This is a genomic window from Microbacterium flavescens (assembly GCF_018588945.1).
Taxonomy (GTDB): domain Bacteria; phylum Actinomycetota; class Actinomycetes; order Actinomycetales; family Microbacteriaceae; genus Microbacterium; species Microbacterium flavescens.
Genome location: NZ_JAFIWA010000002.1, coordinates 147,487 through 163,999, shown reverse-complemented (window position 1 = coordinate 163,999; position 16,513 = coordinate 147,487). Strand labels below are relative to the sequence as shown.

Genomic DNA, 16,513 nt, shown 5'->3' with positions numbered 1-16,513 from the left:
CCCCGCAGGCTACGCGCCGGGTCGCCCGCGCCGGAGGGGTTGCGCTCGTGCGATCGGTGTGGTGGCCGGCCCGTCAGCCGAGCCGCATGCCGAACGCCTGCACACCGTCGTCGGAGGGCAACGGCGTGAAGCCGACCCGCGGGTAGAAGGCGATCGCCCCGGCGTTGTCGGCGGACGCGACGAGGTGGAGCCCCGTCACCCCCTGGGCGCGCAGCGTGTCGGCCAGCGTCGCGATGAGGAGCCGCCCGAGACCCCGGCCCTGCACCTCGGGCAGAAGGTCGATGTGCAGATGAGCCGGGTACGCGTCGCCGTATGGCTGGGAGCCGCCGCGGCGTCCGTACGCGTACCGCAGGATGCCGTCCTGACGGGATGCCTCGGCCTCGGCCGCCGGCTCGGGGGCGGGGGCCGGCTCGGGCCACTGCTCCGCGTGCCGCGGCCACCACTCGGCGCGGAACCAGTCCTCGAACGCGGAGCTGTCGGGGGCCCCGACGATATAGCCGACGACGCGGCCGTCCTCCGCCTCGACGACGAAGGCCAGCTCCGGGTGCCGCGCGGCGTACGGCAGCACGAAGATCTCGGCCCACAGGTCGTCGTCGTCCAGGATCCCGGTCGCGTCGGCTCCGGCATCCGCTGTCTTCAGGCAAATGTCGGCGAGCGCCGGTTCGTCGCCGGCGCGGAAGGGGCGGATGCGGGTCACGCGACGAGTCTAGGAGGGCGTCAGCCGGGGACGACGAACCGCACGTCGGGCGCCGCCAGGCGCAGCCGCACGGGGAGTCCCGGAGCCAGTCCGAGCTCGGCGACGCGGTCGGCGGTCACGTCGACGGCGACCTCGGGGTCGGCGGTGCGCACGCGCACGCCCGCCGGTGTCTGCTCGAGCCGGGTGACCCGCGAGAGCCACTCGCCCTCGACGATCGAGGGCTCGAGCCGCAGCGCTCCGGTCCACGTGTCCGCCTCGGTGCGGTCGATCCCGACGGCCGACGGCCGGAAGACGGCCGCTGCACCGGTGTCGACGGACGGATCGGATGCCGCAGCCCCGGCCTCGAGCACGATGTGGTCACGCGTCCAGCGCGCGCCGCGCAGCACTCCCTCGACCCGATTGAGTCCGGCCACCGCGGCGGTGAAGCGGGTCGCGGGCGCGGCGAGCACGTCGCGCACTCCGCCCGCCTGCGTGACGCGGCCCTCCTCGAGCACGATGAGGCGCGTCGCCAGAGCGACCGCGTCGACGGCGTCGTGGGTGGCGACGATCGCCGTCGTCCGGGTCGCGGCGAGCTGGTCGTGAAGGAGGGCGCGCACGTCGCCGGCGGTCTCGGCGTCGAGGGACGTCAGCGGCTCGTCGAGGAGGAGGGCGGCCGGGCTCGTCGCGAGAGCGCGCGCCAGCGCGACCCGCTGCTGCTGACCGCCCGACAGCTGTGCGGGGCGACGCGTCCCCATGCCGTCGAGGCCCACCCGCCACAGCCACTGGTCGGCCTCCGCCCCGGCGACCTGCTTCGTCGCGCCGTGCACGCGCAGGCCGAAGGCGATGTTCTCGTGGGCGGTGAGGTGAGGGAACAGGCGCGGCTCCTGGCCGAGCAGGACGATTCCTCGCTCGGACGGCGCCGTGCGCACGCGCGGCCGCGGAGCCGCGTCCAGCTCGCGGTCGCCCAGCCGCACGTGACCCCGGTCGAGCGGGATCAGGCCCGCGAGCACCCCGAGCAGCGTCGACTTGCCGGCGCCGCTCGGCCCCATCACGGCGACGGTCTCGCCCGGCTCGGCCTGCACGATCGCGTCGAGGCGGAAGCCGGGCCGGTTGACGACGACGTGCGCGTCGAGGGCGGTCATCGCTGCGCCTCCGGCCGCCAGGCGCGCACCAGCAGGAGCACGCCGATCGCCGTCACCAGCAGGAGCAGCGACAGTGCCACCGCCGTGCCCTGTGACACCCCCGCGCCGTTGAACGCCGTGTAGATGGCGAGCGGCATCGTCTGCGTGACACCCGGCGCGTTCCCCGCGAAGAGGGCGGTCGCGCCGAACTCGCCGATCGCGCGGGCGAAGCACAGCACGATGCCCGCGACGAGCCCGGGCGCCGCGAGCGGCAGGGTCACCCGTCCGAGGATCGTCCAGCGTCCTGCGCCGAGTCCGGCGGCGGCCTGCTCGTAGCCGACGCCCGTCGTGCGCAGCGATCCCTCGAGCGCGAGCACCAGGAAGGGCAGCGCGACGAAGGTCTGGGCGAGCACGACCGCGCCGGTGGTGAACGGGATCCGGATGCCCCACTCGGCCAGCACGCCCCCCAGCCAGCTCGTCCGGCCGAACAGGAAGAGCATCGCCACGCCGCCCACCATCGGGGGCAGCACGAGCGGGACGGTCACCAGCGCGCGGAGCACGGCGGCGGTGCGCGCGCGGCTGCGGGCGATGAGAAGGGCGAGCGGCACGCCGAGAACGACGCACACGACGGTCGCGGTGAGTCCGGTGGCCAGCGACAGACCGAGCGCCGACAGCGCCTCGGGAGAAGTGATGTCGCGCCACAGCGTGGACCACTCCACGCGCAGGACCAGCGCAGTCAGGGGAAGGATGAGCAGCGCGAGCCCGATGACGGCCGGGATCGCGAGCACCCGGGGCACGAAGCCCGCACGCGCACGACCGGTCGCGAGCTCGGTCACGGCGCACCGAACCCGAGTCGCTCGAGCACGGCGCGACCGTCGGCCGACAGCACGAAGTCGACGAACGCCGCCGCGGCGGCCGGATTCGCCGCCTCGCTGAGCGCGGCGATCGGATAGCGGTTCACGACATCCGCCGACCCCGCGGCTTCGACGACCTCGACCCGGGGCTCGCCGCGCGCGTCGGTGACGTAGACGAGTCCGGCGTCGGCCTCGCCGGCCGCGACCTTCGTGAGCACAGCGGTGACGTTCTGCTCGACGCTGGCGGGAACCACCTCGACCCCGTTCTGCTCGAGGAGGGCTGCGGATGCCGCGCCGCACGGCACCTCGGCGGCGCACAGCACGACGGCTCTCCCAGGCTCGGCGAGATCATCCAGCCTCGCGATGCCGGCCGGATTCCCCGCCGGAACAGCGATGACCAGGGTGTTCGACGCGAAGAGCTGCGGGGCTGCGGCGAGGCCCTCATCGACCACGTGCTGCATGCTCCGCTCATCAGCGGACGCGAACACGTCGGCGGGCGCCCCCTCGACGATCTGGGTCGCGAGCGTGCTCGATCCGTCGTACGCGATCGGCACGACATCGAGGGACGGATGCCGCTGCTCGAACTGCTCGGCGAGCTCGTCGAACGCCGCACCCAAGGAAGCCGCGGCGAAGATCGTGAGATCGCCGGACAGGTTCGGACCCGCGTCGGATCCGGGCGAGGCCGATCCCGGCGACGCCGATCCCGGCGCAGCATCGCCCGCACCGGCGGCACATCCGGTCACGGCGAGCGCGGCCGCGAGCAGCATGGCCACGAGCGGGCCGGGGGCCGCGGATCGAGGCATCCTCATCCTCTCGGGATCTCGACGATGACGTTGGTCGCCTTCACCACTGCGGCGGCGAGGGAGCCCACCTCGATGCCCAGTTCGTCGACCGCCTCGCCCGACATCAGGGAGACGACGCGGTGCGGCCCCGATTGGATGTCGACCTGAGCCATCAGACCGTCGCGCTGCACGCGGGTGACGAGGCCGACGAACCGGTTCCGCGCGCTCGAGAGGACGTCGGGCGCGGTGGCGGCTCCGGTCGCGAGTTCGACGGCACGGGCCGCGAGGGCGTCGCCGGGGATCTCAGCGGGTACCGCGCCGGTCGTCGGCAGCGCGCCGGCGTCGACCCACCGGCGAACGGTGTCGTCGCTCACCCCGAGCAGCCGCGCGGCATCGGAGATCTTGAAGCTCGGCATGACGGAAACGGTATCACCGCAAATGCGGACGAGATACAGAATCTTCTCCGCATCAGCGGAACCAAGCTGGGGAGAGTGCGACTCGTGGGCCGCCCCTCCTTCTGTCTGCGCGGCTAGCCTGAGGGCATGGCCTTTCCCCCTCTCGTCGAGCCCCTCGCGGAGCTGAGCGACGACGAGCGCACCCGCGCCGCGCGACACCGCGTGCTGGCGGGGTTCGGCGAGGTCGCGCAGCGCCGGCTCGCCGCCGCGCACGTGGCTGTGGTCGGCGCGGGCGGACTCGGATCCCCCGTCGTGCTCGCCCTCGCCGCAGCCGGAGTCGGCACCCTGACGGTCATCGACGACGACGGGGTCGAGGCATCCAATCTCCAGCGCCAGATCATGCACCGCGTCGCCGATGTCGGAAGACCCAAGGTCGACTCGGCGGTCCGCGTGGCCGAGGACCTCTCCCCCACGACCGTCGTGCGCCCGGTCGCCGCACGCATCACCCGCGAGAACGGGCGCGAACTGCTCGAAGGTGCGGACGTCGTCATCGACGGCACCGACACGTTCGAGACCCGGCAAGCCGTGGCCGCCGCCTGCGACGAGCTCGGCGCGCCCCTCGTGTGGGGCGTCGTGCAGGAGTTCCACGCTCAGGTGACGGTGTTCTGGGCGGCGCCGCCCCAGGGCGTCGCGCCGGTGCGCCTGTCCGACCTGTATCCGCCCGAGACCGTCGGGGAGGTCCCGACGTGCGCTCAGGTCGGCGTGCTCGGGTCGCTGTGCATGCAGACCGGCTCGCTGCTCGCAACGGAGGCGATCAAGCTCATCACGGGCGTCGGCGAGCCCCTGCTCGGGCGCCTGGTCGTGATCGACGCGCTGCGCGGCCGCACCGACGAGATCCCGCTGCGTCCGGCGGAGGCGCAGGCGGCTGCGCCCGAGCCGGCACCCGCCCCCGACCCGGTGGCACACGTGACCCTCGAGGCTGCCCTGGCCGCCCACTCAGCCGGTGCCGTGCTGCTCGATGTGCGCGAGCCGTCGGAGACCGCGCTCGGCGTGCTCCCGGGCGTCGTCGAGCGACCACTCGCCGAGGTGCTCGCCGACCCCGCCGGCGTCGGACCAGGACCCGTCGTCGTCGTGTGCAAGGTCGGCGTGCGGGCCGAGCGCGCGGCACGGGCGCTCCGTGACGCGGGGATCGAGGCATCCGTCCTCGCCGGCGGCATGGACGCCTGGCCGGACGCCGCCGTGGCACGGGTGCACGCGTGAGGCCGGGCGCCCCCGACGATCTCATCGAGGTCGCCGAGCACCTGGCCACGGTGCTCGAAGCGACCCCCACCCTCGACGCCGTCGACGTCCCGCTGGCCGCGGCCGTCGGCCGGACCCTGCGCGAGGTCGTACGGGCGGCCGTCGACATCCCCGTGTTCGACAACTCCGCGATGGACGGATTCGCCGTGCGGTTCGACGACGTCGCGGACGCGACGGATGCCTTACCCGTGCGCTTGCGCGTGGTCGCAGACCTCCCCGCCGGCACAGGCCTCGACCCCGCGCTCGAACCGGGCGAAGCCGCACGCATCATGACCGGCTCACCCGTTCCCGCCGATGCCACGGCCATCGTCCCCTTCGAGAGCACCGCCGGCGGGCTCGCCGATTCGCTCGGCGACGTCACCGTGCTCGTCGCGCCCGCCCGGGCGGGCGCCCACATCCGCCGCCGAGGCGAAGACGCGGTCGTCGGCGACGTGGTCCTGCCCGCCGGCATCGTCCTGGGCGCGCTGCAGGTCGCGGCCGCCGCCGCCGCGGGCGTCGACCGGCTCACCGTCGGCCGCATGCCGCGGGTCGCGGTCGTCTCGACCGGCTCGGAGCTCGTCCCCCCGGGCTCGCCGCTCGAGCGCGGACAGATCCCCGAGTCCAACAGCGAGCTGCTCGCCGGGCTCGCGTCCGGCGCCGGCGCAGAGGTGGTGCTGCGCGCGAGCGTTCCCGACGACGGCGACGGACCCCGTGAGGCGATCGCGGCGGCCGAAGCGCTCGGCTCCGACCTCGTCGTGTTCACAGGAGGGGTCAGCGCCGGCGCATACGAGGTGGTCAAGAACACCCTCGGCGACAGCATGACCTTCACGAAGGTCCGCATGCAGCCCGGCAAGCCGCAGGGTTTCGGACGCACGCCGTCGGGAACCCTGCTCTTCGGCCTGCCCGGCAACCCGGTCAGCGCGGCCGTCTCGTTCGAGGTGTTCGTCCGCCCCGCGCTGCTGCGCATGCAGGGGCGAGCAGACCTCGGTCGTCCGCTCCTGCGCCTCCCCGCCGCCGCGGGGTGGAGCACGCCGCCGGGCCGGATGCAGTACCTTCCGGTCACGATCGACCGCACCGACCCAGGGTCGTGGCGCGCGGTGCCCGCCACGAGCGGAGGCTCGCACCTCGCGGGCGGCCTCGGCCGCGCCGAGGCCTACGCGGTGGTGCCCGCCGACGCCGATCGCGTCGCCGCCGGGGATCCGGTCGATGTCATGCTGATCTCATGAGCTTCTCGCACCTCGACGACGCCGGTCACGCCCGTATGGTCGATGTCACGCAGAAGCAGCCGACGGTGCGGTCCGCAATCGCGCGCGGGTTCGTGCGCTGCTCGACCGAGGTCGTCGCGGCGCTGCGCGACGGCACCGTGCCCAAGGGCGACGTGCTCGCCGTCGCGCGGATCGCGGGCATCCAGGCGGCCAAGCGCACGCCCGAGCTCCTCCCGCTCGCCCACGTCATCGGCGTGCACGGCGCAGCGGTCGATCTCCACATCGTCGACGACGGGGTCGCCATCGAGGCCACGGTCCGCACCGCCGACCGCACCGGCGTCGAGATGGAGGCGCTCACCGCGGTGTCGGTCGCGGGCCTCGCGGTGGTCGACATGGTGAAGGGCCTCGACAAGGGCACGTCGATCCACGACGTGCGCATCGTGGCCAAGACCGGCGGCAAGAGCGGCGACTGGCACCGCCCCGGCGAGGCATGACGGATACGGGCGGGCTCGGCGCGATCCTGCTGGCCGGCGGGCGGGCATCGAGGGTCGACGGCGCCGTCAAGCCGCTGTTCGACGTCGGCGGGAGCACGCTGATCGCGGCGGCGGTGACGGCGGTGACGGATGCCGGAGCCGAGCCCATCTCGGTGGTCGGACCGGTCCTCGACCCCACGCTCGGCGTCCAGTGGGTCCGCGAGGATCCCCCGTTCGGAGGTCCGGCGGCAGCGATCGTCGCGGCTCTCGCGTCGTGGGAGCAGACGGTCGATCCGGATTGGACGATCCTCCTGGCGTGCGACCTGCCGGCGGCCGGGCCCGCCCTGCGCCGGCTCGTCGCCGACCTTCCGCTGCTGCCCGCCGACACCGAGGGGATGTGCCTCGCGGATGCCTCGAGCCGGCCGCAATGGCTGATCGGCGTGTATCGCACCCGGGCGCTGCGGGCCGCGGCATCCGCTCTGCCCGATGCCGGGCGCGACGCGCCGGTGCGCGCTCTTCTGAACGATCTCGCGATCGCCGTGATCGCCGCGCCGGACGACCTGACCCGCGACGTCGACACGTGGCAGGATCTGGAGGAGGCCCGGGCACGGGCCGCCCACGCCGAGGAGTCGTCATGACCGAGCAGTCCCGCACCCTTCCGCCCGAAGCGCTCGACGCGTGGGCCGCGACGCTGCGTCAGCGGTTCGGCCTGGCCGAGTCCGACGTGCCGGTGGCCGCCGTCCTCGACATGACCCGCGACGTCGCGAACGGCGTGGCCCGTCCTGCCGCCCCGCTCGGCGCATTCGTCGCGGGCCTCGTGGCCGGTCGTGCCGGCGATGACCCCGCCCAGGTCCGCGAGGCCCTCGAGGCCGTGGCCGGCCTCGCGGCTGCGTGGGAGCAGGAGGAGTAGTGCCGGTCGTCCGCTATTTCGCCGCCGCCCAGGAGGCGGCAGGCCGCGACACCGAGCGCCGGATCGAGGCGACGCTCGGCGATCTGCGACGTGCCGTCGCCACCGACCATCCGGGACTCGGCACCATCCTTCCGCGCTGCGCCGTGCTGGTCGGCGGCTCGCGGGTCGACGACACCACGGCGCTCGGCGACGACGACCTCGTCGACGTGCTGCCTCCGTTCGCCGGCGGCTGAGCCGGTCACGGCATCCGCGGCGTCCGGCAGGTCAGCCGCCGAGCCCGAGCCAGGTGGCGGTGCCGTCTGCCTCGACCTGCCGCTTCCACACCGGCAGCCCGGTCTTGATCGTCTCGATCACGGCGCGGCAGACCTCGAAGGCCTCGGCCCGGTGGGGCGCGGCCACGGCGATCACGACGGCGGCGTCGCCCACCGCGAGCGTGCCGATCCGGTGCGACACGGCCACGAGCGCCTCACCGTCGCCGACGGCGTCCTCCGCGATGCGCTGCAGTGCGGCGGCGGCGTCGGGGTGGGCGGAGTACTCGAGTGCGATAACCGAGGTAGCGGCATCCGGATCATGATCGCGCACCCGTCCGACGAACGTCGTGAGCGCACCCATCGCCGGGTCATCGACGGCGGCGAGGTGCGCGGCCAGATCGAGGGGCTCGGAGCTGATCGCGGCGAGGCGCACGGCGGACATCAGTGGTCGCTCCCGCCGAGCTGGTCGATCACGTGCCCGGCGATCGACAGCACCACCGGCATGCCCGACGCCACGCCCTTCGGCGAGCCCGGCAGATTGACGATGAGCACCCCGTGCGGGTCGGCGACGCCCGCGACCCCGCGCGTCAGCATGCCCGCCGGCATCTCGGCCGCTCCGCGTCGGCGAAGCTCCTCGGCGATGCCCGGGACCTCGCGCGTCACTATGCGACGGGTGCCCTCCGGCGTCTCATCGCGGGGACCGACGCCCGTTCCGCCGGACGTCACGATGAGCTTCGCGCCCGCCAGGATCTGAGCCTCCAGCGCCCGCTCGACGCTGTCCGCGCCGTCAGGCACCACGATCGCGTCGCCGCACTCGAACCCGGCCGCGCGCAGCGCCTCGACCGCCACCGGACCGCTCGCGTCGGAGCGATCCCCCGCGGACGAGCGGTCGGATACCGTGATGACGGCGGCTCGGGTCATGACTCCAGCCTAGAGAGGCGTGGGCGGGAGCGGCACGCCCGCAGCCCACGAGGTTCGTCGGGCTCAGCGTGAGTTCGGCGGGCCGGCCTCCGACAGGAGTCCGGATGCCTCGAACAACTCGAGCATGGCCGGGGCGATCTTCTCGGCGTAGGCGCCGGTGATGTGGCCGAGGTCGAGCTTGGTGGGCGTCGCCGCTGCGAAGGGCGGGCACGACCGGTCGATGCACAGGAGCGGTCTGGAGTCGATGAACAGGGCGCCCATCTCGGGCGCACGATCCGTCATCACGCTCGCGACAGCCAGCCAGCGATCGGTGACGGTCGTCACGCAGTCCTGCGGAGAGCTCTGCGGCGTGTAGCAGGAGTGGACGTTGGCCGACGCGGGCGGCGGCGCGAGAATGGCGATCCGATCGACACTCGACGCGAACGTGGAGACGTAGGCATCCATCCCCTCCGCGAACTCCTCGGGGGTGACGACCTCCTTCGTCCGCACGTTCACGAGCGGTTCGAAGGTCGTCGTGATGATGACGATGTCGGGGCGGCTGCGCTTGATGTGGGCGATCACGTCGGCGTTGTGGGCCGGGCACTGCGCGATCACGGCGGGCACCGAGTTGACCGTCGAGATGTCGATGAACGGGCATCCGAACATTCCTCGCGTGGAGACGGTCCAGGCCGCATCCGGAGCGAGGGTCCGAATGGCGTGGGTATAGGCCAGGGAACTGGAGTCGCCGACCAGCAGCACCTCGACGTTCCCCGGCCGCGCGCCCCACGTGCACACGCCTCGCGCGGGAGCTGCGTGGTGCCGGCCGCACGCGTGGATGTCCTCCGGCGCGTGCAGTCCTCCCATCACGCTCTCGAGAGTGGGGTAGAGAACGGGCCACTCCTCCGCTGCCAGGGCGGAGGCGAGCTCGTCGCGCAGCACGTCGAGCGCGGCCGGCGACGCCTGTGGGGAGGGACTTGCGGTCGACGCGGGGTCGGGCACGCGTGCCGTCTCCGCGGGCGCCGCCGCATCGATCGGGCGCGGGTTCGCGGACTGCACCGCCACGGCCGAGCCGACCGCGAGCAGCACGATCGTCACGACGGCCGCACCGACGGCGACGGGCCGGAAGAACTGCCTGCGCCAGCTCGCCCACGCCGCCGAGGAGCGAGCACTTTCGGGCCCGAGGGGTGGCAGGTGCTGGAAGGGCAGCTCGACGAAGTGATACGAGATCACGGTCAGCGCAGCCATCACCGCGACGCTCGTCACGATGGCGACCCACGGATCGGGAAGGAGGATCGCCACGAAGATGATCACCGGGAAATGCCAGAGGTAGAGCGAGTACGACACGTCGCCGATGTACCGGCTCACCCGGTTCGTCAACGGGAAGAGGAAGCGCTGCTCACCGCCCGTCCCCGCGATGATGGTCAGTCCCGTCGCGAGGACCGGCAGCGCGGCCCACGGAGCGGGGAAGGGGAGCGTGTCGTCGATGGTGAAGTACGCCACGAGGATCCCGACGAGGCCGACCCATCCGAGCACCGGCCGCGCGCGTGCGGGGATCCGTGCCCACAGCGGCGCGCCGATCGCGATGAGCGCGCCCACCCCCAGCTCCCATGCGCGGGTGATCGTCGAGAAGTAGGCCACGGTCGGATTGGCGACCGACTGGTGCAGCGCCCACGCGAACGTCCCCACCACGATGAGGGTCATGGCGCCGGCGATGATGACGCGGCGCGCGGAGCCGGAGCGCGCTCGCGCGAGGACGAGGATGCCGAGCAGCAGCCACGGCCAGACGAGATAGAACTGCTCCTCCACCGACAGCGACCAGAACTGCTGCACCGGGGAGACGGGCAGATCGGCCTGGAAGTAGTCGGTGCCCACGGCAGCGAAGCGCCAGTTCGAGACGAAGAGGAAAGCGGATGCCGCGTCCCAGAACGCCTCCCATGCCCGCACACGGTTGAACAGCCAGAATCCGAGAGCCACCGTGACCACGAGCACGATCGTGGCGGCGGGGAGGAGTCGCCGGACCCGCCGGCGGTAGAAGCCGAGGTACGAGATCCGGCCGGTTCGCTCGTGCTCCTTCAGCAGCAGCCCGGTGATCAGGAATCCGGAGATGACGAAGAACACGTCGACGCCCACGAACCCGCCACTCGGCCAGAAGACGAGGTGGTCCAGAACGACGGCGACGACCGCGATCGCGCGAAGACCCTGGATGTCGGGGCGCAGGGTCCGCCGCCGGAGCGCGGCGGTCTCGGGCTCGAGCGTGTCGAGGTCTCCCAGCGCATGGCCTGACGGCATGGCAGCACCCCCGATCCTTCCGCTGCGGACACTGTCTCAGAGCGCAGCGACCTGCACCAGCATCGCCGAGCGGCGACGGCGACGGAAGGCCGGCGAGTCGGACCGGGCGGTCACGCCGCGCGGTGCTCGAGCCGCACGATCACCGACTTGGACGTGGGCGTCCCACTGACGTCCGCCACCGAGTCGAGCGGCACGAGCACGTTCGTCTCCGGGTAGTAGGCCGCGGCGTTGCCGCGCGGCGTCCGGTACGGGACGATGCGGAACCGCTCGGCGCGGCGCTCCTCGATGCGGCCGCCGGGACCGGTCCACTCCGAGACCAGGTCGACGATCTCGTCCGGGGCGAATCCCAGCGCCATGATGTCCTTCGCGTTGACGAGCACGACGCGTCGGCCACCGTGGATGCCGCGGTAGCGGTCGTCCTTGCCGTAGATCGTGGTGTTGTACTGGTCGTGCGACCGCACCGTCTGCAGCAGCAGACGCCCCCGCGGGATGCGCGGGTACTCCAGCCGGTTCACCGTGAAGCGCGCCTTGCCGTCGGCCGTGGCGAACTTCCGCGCGTCGCGCGGGCCGTTCGGCAGATGCAGCGTGCGGCCCTTGTCGACGCGCGCGTCGTAGTCGTCGAACCCCGGGATCACCCGCTCGATGTGGCCACGGATCAGCGCGTAGTCGCCCTCGAGCGCGGCCCAGTCGGCCTGAGGGACGGTGAGCGGATGCCGCCGCTCCGCCCGTTCCGCCGGCTCGGCCGGCTCCGCGGGCTCCGCCCGTTCCTCCGGCTCGGCCCCGTCCGCGCCCCCCACCCCGTTGCCCGCAACAGGTGTTCCGGCGTATGCAGGACGATTGGCGCCGGATGCGGCCTGTCCTCGCCGGATCACCTGTTCTGGGCCGGCGCCGGCCGACCCGGCCTCGGTGTGAGAGCGAGCGGATGCCGCGGCATCCGCTCGTCCGAACAGCAGGCCGCACAGCCGCGCGACGATCGCGACCTCGCTCAGCAGGTCGTCGGACGGCGGCGCGAGGCGCCCCCGGGAGGCGTGCACGGCGCCCATGGAGTCCTCGACCGTGACGCGCTGCTCGCGGCCGCCGCGCTTGTCGCGGTCGGTGCGACCGAGCGTGGGCAGGATGATCGCTCGCCGACCGGTGACGACGTGCGAGCGGTTGAGCTTCGTCGAGACCTGCACGGTCAGGTCGATACGCGCCATGCCGGCCTCGACGACCGCGGTGTCGGGGGTGGCGGAGACGAAGTTGCCGCCCATGCCCATGAAGAACCGCACCCTGCCGTCGCGCATCGCGCGGATCGCCTCGACGGTGTCGAAGCCGTGCTCGCGGGGAGCCGCGAAGTCGAACTCGGCGTCGAGCGCGTCGAGGAAGGCGGCCGACGGCTTCTCGTAGATGCCCACGGTGCGGTCGCCCTGCACGTTCGAGTGGCCGCGCACGGGGCAGACGCCGGCGCCGCGGCGCCCGATGTTGCCCTGCAGCAGGAGCACGTTGACGATCTCGCGCAGCGTGGGCACCGAGTGCTTGTGCTGCGTGAGGCCCATCGCCCAGCACACGATCGTCGCCTTCGACGTCCGCACCGCCTCGCCGACGCGTCGCAGCGCCTTCTCGGGAAGCCCCGTGGCTTGGACGAGCTCGCGCCACGAGGCATCCGCCATCGCCTGCCGGTACGCGTCGAAGCCGCTCGTGTGCTCCGCGAGGAAGTCGTGATCGAGCACACCGCCCGCGGACGCCTCGGCCTCGAGGAGGTGCTTGCCAATGGCCTGGAAGAGAGCCTGGTCGCCGCCGAGCCTGATCTGCACGAACTGGTCGGCCAGCTTCGTGCCGCCGAAGGCGACCCCTCGGACGGTCTGCGGATTCTGGAATCGCATGAGACCGGCCTCGGGCAGCGGGTTCACCGCGATGATGCTCGCCCCGCGGGACTTCGCCTTCTCGAGGGCGGACAGCATGCGCGGGTGGTTCGTCCCGGGATTCTGCCCGGCGACGATGAGCAGGTCCGCCTCGTGGATGTCGTCGATCGACACGGTGCCCTTGCCGATCCCGATGGTCTCGGTGAGCGCCGCGCCCGACGACTCGTGGCACATGTTCGAGCAGTCGGGCAGGTTGTTCGTGCCGACTCCGCGCACGAGCAGCTGGTAGAGGAACGCCGCCTCGTTGGACGTGCGCCCCGACGTGTAGAAGACGGTCTCGTCGGGATCGTCGACGTCGGCGATGGCGTCGGCGATCTCACGCAGAGCGTCGTCCCACGAGATCGGGCGGTAGTGCGTCGCGCCGGCGTCGAGGATCATCGGATGCGTCAGCCGGCCCTGCTGCCCCAGCCACCAGTCGTCGTGTGCGCGCAGCTCGTCGATCGAGTGCGCGGCGAAGAACTCGGGGCCGATGCGGCGCAGCGTCGCCTCCTCGGCGACCGCCTTCGCGCCGTTCTCGCAGAACTCCGCGATGTGGCGCTTGTCCTCCTCGGGCCAGGCGCAGCCGGGGCAGTCGAAGCCGTCCTTCTGGTTCACCCGCCGCAGGGTCTGCACCGACCGGGCGACGCCCATCTGCTCGTTCGCCATCTGCAGCGCGTGCAGCACCGCTGGCACACCGACGGACACACGCTTGGTCGGAGTGACGCGTACGCGCGACTCGTCGATGTCGGCTTTCGGGGGCTTCGTCGCCATGCTTCCAGGCTAGGCTCTCCCAGCCCTTCCGGCACCGCTGCCGGTCAGCGGCGTCCGGTGCCGAAGATCCCCCGGATCACTCCCCCGAGGATCGTCTGCGTCGCCTTCGAACCGAGAACCTGCTCAATCGGCGACTTCTGCGCGCTGCGGGTGGTGCGACTCGTCCCCTGCGTCTTCTTGAGCAGCCGCTCGTACTCCTGCTGGGCCTTCTTGTCGGCTGCCGCCTTCGCCTTGTCGATGGCGGCCTGCTGCTTGGCGAACTCCGCGTCGGCCTTCGCCTTCGCCACCGCTGCCTCCGCCGCTGCAGCCGCGTCGTCGGCAGCCTTCATCTTCGCGGTCAGGATCTCGCGTGCCGACTCCCGGTCGATCGCGGTGCCGTACTTGGCCAGCAGGGGGGATGCCTTCACCGCCGCCTCGATCTGCGGGTCCGGCGTCGGCGACATGAGCCCCTGCGGCGCACGCAGCCGGGTCCAGGCCACCGGCGTGGGGGCGCCCTTCTCGCTCATCACCGTGACGATCGCCTCGCCGGTGCCGAGCTCCTGCAGCACGCGCTCGAGATCGTACCCCGACTTCGGGTACGTCCCCACCGTCGCCCGCAGCGCCTTGGCGTCGTCAGGCGTGAAGGCCCGCAGCGCGTGCTGCACGCGCGAGCCGAGCTGCGCGAGCACGTCGGACGGGACGTCTTTGGGTGTCTGCGTCACGAAGAAGACCCCCACGCCCTTCGAGCGGATGAGCCGCACGGTCTGCACGATGGCCGAGAGGAAGTCCTTCGAGGCGTCCTTGAACAGCAGATGCGCCTCGTCGAAGAAGAACACGAGCTTCGGCTTCTCGGGGTCGCCGACCTCGGGAAGCAGCTCGAAGAGCTCGGCGAGGAGGTACATCAGGAACGTCGAGAAGAGCGCCGGCTTGTCGATCACTCCCGGCACCTCGAGCAGGCTGATGACGCCGCGCCCGTCCGGGGCCACCCGCAGGAAGTCGGTGACCTCGAACTCGGGCTCGCCGAAGAAGACATCGGCGCCCTGGTCGGCGAACGTGATCAGCTCGCGCAGGATGACCCCCGCCGTAGCGGCGGAGAGCCCGCCGAGGTTCTTCAGCTCGGCCTTGCCCTCGTCGCTGGTGAGATAGGTGAGCACGGCCCGGAGATCGGACAGATCGACCAGAGCGAGGCCCTGCGCGTCGGCGTAGTGGAACACGAGCCCGAGGCTCGATTCCTGCGTCTCGTTGAGCCCCAGGACCTTGCTGAGCAGCAGCGGCCCGAAGCCCGACACCGTGGCGCGCACGGGCACGCCCTTGCCGATCCCGCCCAGCGCGAAATACTCGGTGACGGATGCCTCGGCCTTCCAGTCCTGGCCGATCGCGCGCGTCCGTGCCAGAAGCTTGTCGTTCGCCTCTCCCGGCGTTGCGACTCCCGACAGGTCGCCCTTGATGTCGGCCGCGAACACGGGCACGCCCTTGGCGGCCAGCTGCTCGGCCAGCCCCTGCAGCGTGCGGGTCTTGCCCGTGCCCGTCGCACCGGCGACGAGGCCGTGGCGGTTCATCATGCCGAGCGGGATGCGCACCTGAGCCTCGGGCACGGCCTCGCCGTTGACGAGCGCGCCGACGTCGAGCGTCTCGGACTCGAACGCGTAGCCGGCGACGATCTTCGACACGTCGTCGGGAGTGAGCGGTCCGTCGGCCGACGCATCGCCCGCGGGCGCGCCCGCTGCAGCAGGTGCGGGTTCCGGTGCGGATTCCGCCGGCTCTCCCGGCGCAGCCGGTTCTGCCGGCGCGGCCGGCTCTGCCGGCTCTGCTCGCTCGGCCGGCACGCCGGCCGCGTCCGCGGGCTCGGCGCCCGCGTGGGCCCGGGCTTTCGCGGCCTCCGCCTCAGCGGCCGCCAGTGCTGCTCTGGCCTGCGCCGCCTTGAGCTGCGCCTCGGCGGCCTCGGCTTCCGCTCGCAGTCGCGCGAGCTCGGCCTCGGCGGCGACTAGGGCTGGATCGGGCGTCTCTGGCGCGGTCATGCGCTCAGCCTAGCGACGCCCTCCTTCCGCTCCGCAGCGGGGTGCTCACGGGCCATGGGCACGGCGAAGGCCGCTGCGACCAGGAGGACTGCCCCCGCACCGAGCATCGCACCGCCGACGGTGTCGCTGAGCCAGTGCGCGTGCAGGTACGTGCGGCTGAACGCCATGAGCAGCACCCAGCACGCTCCGACGATCATCACCCAGAGCCTCGGGAAGATCACGGCTGCGGCCACCGCGAGCGTCGCGGCGTTGGCCACATGCCCCGAGGGGAATGATCCGTAATCGGAGACGACGATGATGTCCTCGGGGCGCACGCGGCCGAACAGATGCTTCAGCACCTGCACACCTCCGGCCGACACCGCCTCCGCGGTGAGGAAGAACGCCGCGGCCCACGGCCTGCGCAGGATGATCAGAACGATCGCCCCGCCGATGGGCACGACCAGCACGGCGAACCATCCACCGCCGACCCAGTTCATCACGCGCGAGAAGCCCGTGAGGAAGGGGGTCGAGAGCTCCGCCACGGCGGTGTTCCACCACACATCCACAGCGAAAGGCGGATCGCCGTGCGTCAAAATCCACCAGCCGAGGACGCAGGAGAGCGCCACAAGGACGAGGCCCACGATGAGGTACGTCGTCACGGAACGGGCGACGGCCGTTCGCTGGTCGGTCATCGCACCATTGTGCCCTCCGGGTTCCGGCCTCCGGAGAGCGTTGCACCTCGGACGCTCCCC

Annotated in this window: 17 protein-coding genes; 6 read left to right on the top strand and 11 right to left on the bottom strand. The window is 72.4% G+C overall.

From position 1 onward, the window contains the following. Window positions 1-73: 73 nt before the first annotated feature. The 5 genes from JX005_RS04410 to JX005_RS04390 are packed head-to-tail and all read right to left on the bottom strand — an operon-like array spanning window position 74 to window position 3,849. A complete protein-coding gene (locus tag JX005_RS04410) occupies window positions 74-697 on the bottom strand; it encodes a GNAT family N-acetyltransferase (protein ID WP_214466220.1) in 624 nt (207 codons plus the stop codon). A gap of 20 nt (window positions 698-717) precedes the next feature. Next, window positions 718-1,818 carry a sulfate/molybdate ABC transporter ATP-binding protein gene (locus JX005_RS04405; RefSeq protein ID WP_214466219.1) on the bottom strand — a complete coding sequence of 367 codons (1,101 nt, stop codon included), beginning with the start codon at window positions 1,816-1,818 and terminating at the stop codon, window positions 718-720. Beyond that, window positions 1,815-2,633, bottom strand: coding sequence for an ABC transporter permease (locus JX005_RS04400; RefSeq protein WP_214466218.1), 819 nt, complete (start codon window positions 2,631-2,633; stop codon window positions 1,815-1,817). Before JX005_RS04400 ends, JX005_RS04405 begins: the two co-directional genes overlap by 4 nt. Then, window positions 2,630-3,454: a molybdate ABC transporter substrate-binding protein gene (modA, locus tag JX005_RS04395; protein WP_214466217.1), complete on the bottom strand. Its 825-nt coding sequence runs from the start codon at window positions 3,452-3,454 to the stop codon at window positions 2,630-2,632. The genes JX005_RS04400 and modA overlap by 4 nt, the downstream gene beginning before the upstream one ends. A gap of 2 nt (window positions 3,455-3,456) precedes the next feature. After that, window positions 3,457-3,849, bottom strand: coding sequence for a TOBE domain-containing protein (locus JX005_RS04390; RefSeq protein ID WP_214466216.1), 393 nt, complete (start codon window positions 3,847-3,849; stop codon window positions 3,457-3,459). A gap of 126 nt (window positions 3,850-3,975) precedes the next feature. Between JX005_RS04390 and JX005_RS04385 the strand changes: the two genes are divergently transcribed. Genes JX005_RS04385 through JX005_RS04360 form a run of 6 tightly spaced genes read left to right on the top strand, consistent with a single transcriptional unit; the run spans window position 3,976 to window position 7,927 of the window. Beyond that, complete coding sequence (locus JX005_RS04385) at window positions 3,976-5,088, top strand: HesA/MoeB/ThiF family protein (protein WP_214466215.1); 1,113 nt, start codon at window positions 3,976-3,978, stop codon at window positions 5,086-5,088. Then, window positions 5,085-6,332, top strand: a complete 1,248-nt coding sequence (locus JX005_RS04380; RefSeq protein WP_214466214.1) for a molybdopterin molybdotransferase MoeA — start codon at window positions 5,085-5,087, stop codon at window positions 6,330-6,332. Before JX005_RS04385 ends, JX005_RS04380 begins: the two co-directional genes overlap by 4 nt. Further along, window positions 6,329-6,805, top strand: a complete 477-nt coding sequence (moaC, locus tag JX005_RS04375) for a cyclic pyranopterin monophosphate synthase MoaC (RefSeq protein WP_214466213.1) — start codon at window positions 6,329-6,331, stop codon at window positions 6,803-6,805. Before JX005_RS04380 ends, moaC begins: the two co-directional genes overlap by 4 nt. Next, entirely contained in the window at window positions 6,802-7,422 is a 621-nt protein-coding gene (gene mobA, locus JX005_RS04370) for a molybdenum cofactor guanylyltransferase (RefSeq protein WP_214466212.1), read from the top strand. Before moaC ends, mobA begins: the two co-directional genes overlap by 4 nt. Further along, entirely contained in the window at window positions 7,419-7,694 is a 276-nt protein-coding gene (locus tag JX005_RS04365; RefSeq protein WP_214466211.1) for a DUF6457 domain-containing protein, read from the top strand. The genes mobA and JX005_RS04365 overlap by 4 nt, the downstream gene beginning before the upstream one ends. Next, entirely contained in the window at window positions 7,694-7,927 is a 234-nt protein-coding gene (locus JX005_RS04360) for a MoaD/ThiS family protein (protein ID WP_214466210.1), read from the top strand. Before JX005_RS04365 ends, JX005_RS04360 begins: the two co-directional genes overlap by 1 nt. A 31-nt stretch (window positions 7,928-7,958) precedes the next feature. On the opposite strand, the gene JX005_RS04355 is transcribed toward JX005_RS04360, so the two are convergent. The 6 genes from JX005_RS04355 to JX005_RS04330 form a co-directional block, all read right to left on the bottom strand. After that, window positions 7,959-8,387: a molybdenum cofactor biosynthesis protein MoaE gene (locus tag JX005_RS04355; RefSeq protein ID WP_214466209.1), complete on the bottom strand. Its 429-nt coding sequence runs from the start codon at window positions 8,385-8,387 to the stop codon at window positions 7,959-7,961. Then, window positions 8,387-8,866 carry a MogA/MoaB family molybdenum cofactor biosynthesis protein gene (locus tag JX005_RS04350; RefSeq protein ID WP_214466208.1) on the bottom strand — a complete coding sequence of 160 codons (480 nt, stop codon included), beginning with the start codon at window positions 8,864-8,866 and terminating at the stop codon, window positions 8,387-8,389. Before JX005_RS04350 ends, JX005_RS04355 begins: the two co-directional genes overlap by 1 nt. 63 nt (window positions 8,867-8,929) lie before the next feature. Then, on the bottom strand, window positions 8,930-11,134 hold the full coding sequence (locus JX005_RS04345; RefSeq protein WP_214466207.1) for an acyltransferase family protein: 2,205 nt from the start codon (window positions 11,132-11,134) through the stop codon (window positions 8,930-8,932). Window positions 11,135-11,244: 110 nt separating this feature from the next. Further along, window positions 11,245-13,785, bottom strand: a complete 2,541-nt coding sequence (locus tag JX005_RS04340) for an FdhF/YdeP family oxidoreductase (protein ID WP_214466206.1) — start codon at window positions 13,783-13,785, stop codon at window positions 11,245-11,247. Between the two features lie 44 nt (window positions 13,786-13,829). Then, window positions 13,830-15,782, bottom strand: a complete 1,953-nt coding sequence (locus JX005_RS04335) for a helicase HerA-like domain-containing protein (RefSeq protein ID WP_214466205.1) — start codon at window positions 15,780-15,782, stop codon at window positions 13,830-13,832. Next, window positions 15,779-16,453 (bottom strand): phosphatase PAP2 family protein, encoded by a 675-nt coding sequence (locus JX005_RS04330; RefSeq protein ID WP_214466204.1) that lies wholly within the window; start codon window positions 16,451-16,453, stop codon window positions 15,779-15,781. Before JX005_RS04330 ends, JX005_RS04335 begins: the two co-directional genes overlap by 4 nt. Window positions 16,454-16,513 lie beyond the last annotated feature (60 nt).

What these genes read in the sequence shown, in the direction of transcription:
- modA (WP_214466217.1), bottom strand. Translation starts at nt 3,454, where the DNA reads ATGCCTCGATCCGCGGCCCCCGGCCCGCTCGTGGCCATGCTGCTCGCG.
- moaC (WP_214466213.1), top strand. Translation starts at nt 6,329, where the DNA reads ATGAGCTTCTCGCACCTCGACGACGCCGGTCACGCCCGTATGGTCGAT.
- JX005_RS04355 (WP_214466209.1), bottom strand. Translation starts at nt 8,387, where the DNA reads ATGTCCGCCGTGCGCCTCGCCGCGATCAGCTCCGAGCCCCTCGATCTG.
- JX005_RS04330 (WP_214466204.1), bottom strand. Translation starts at nt 16,453, where the DNA reads ATGACCGACCAGCGAACGGCCGTCGCCCGTTCCGTGACGACGTACCTC.
- JX005_RS04340 (WP_214466206.1), bottom strand. Translation starts at nt 13,785, where the DNA reads ATGGCGACGAAGCCCCCGAAAGCCGACATCGACGAGTCGCGCGTACGC.
- JX005_RS04390 (WP_214466216.1), bottom strand. Translation starts at nt 3,849, where the DNA reads ATGCCGAGCTTCAAGATCTCCGATGCCGCGCGGCTGCTCGGGGTGAGC.
- JX005_RS04365 (WP_214466211.1), top strand. Translation starts at nt 7,419, where the DNA reads ATGACCGAGCAGTCCCGCACCCTTCCGCCCGAAGCGCTCGACGCGTGG.
- mobA (WP_214466212.1), top strand. Translation starts at nt 6,802, where the DNA reads ATGACGGATACGGGCGGGCTCGGCGCGATCCTGCTGGCCGGCGGGCGG.
- JX005_RS04345 (WP_214466207.1), bottom strand. Translation starts at nt 11,134, where the DNA reads ATGCCGTCAGGCCATGCGCTGGGAGACCTCGACACGCTCGAGCCCGAG.
- JX005_RS04335 (WP_214466205.1), bottom strand. Translation starts at nt 15,782, where the DNA reads ATGACCGCGCCAGAGACGCCCGATCCAGCCCTAGTCGCCGCCGAGGCC.
- JX005_RS04350 (WP_214466208.1), bottom strand. Translation starts at nt 8,866, where the DNA reads ATGACCCGAGCCGCCGTCATCACGGTATCCGACCGCTCGTCCGCGGGG.
- JX005_RS04405 (WP_214466219.1), bottom strand. Translation starts at nt 1,818, where the DNA reads ATGACCGCCCTCGACGCGCACGTCGTCGTCAACCGGCCCGGCTTCCGC.
- JX005_RS04385 (WP_214466215.1), top strand. Translation starts at nt 3,976, where the DNA reads ATGGCCTTTCCCCCTCTCGTCGAGCCCCTCGCGGAGCTGAGCGACGAC.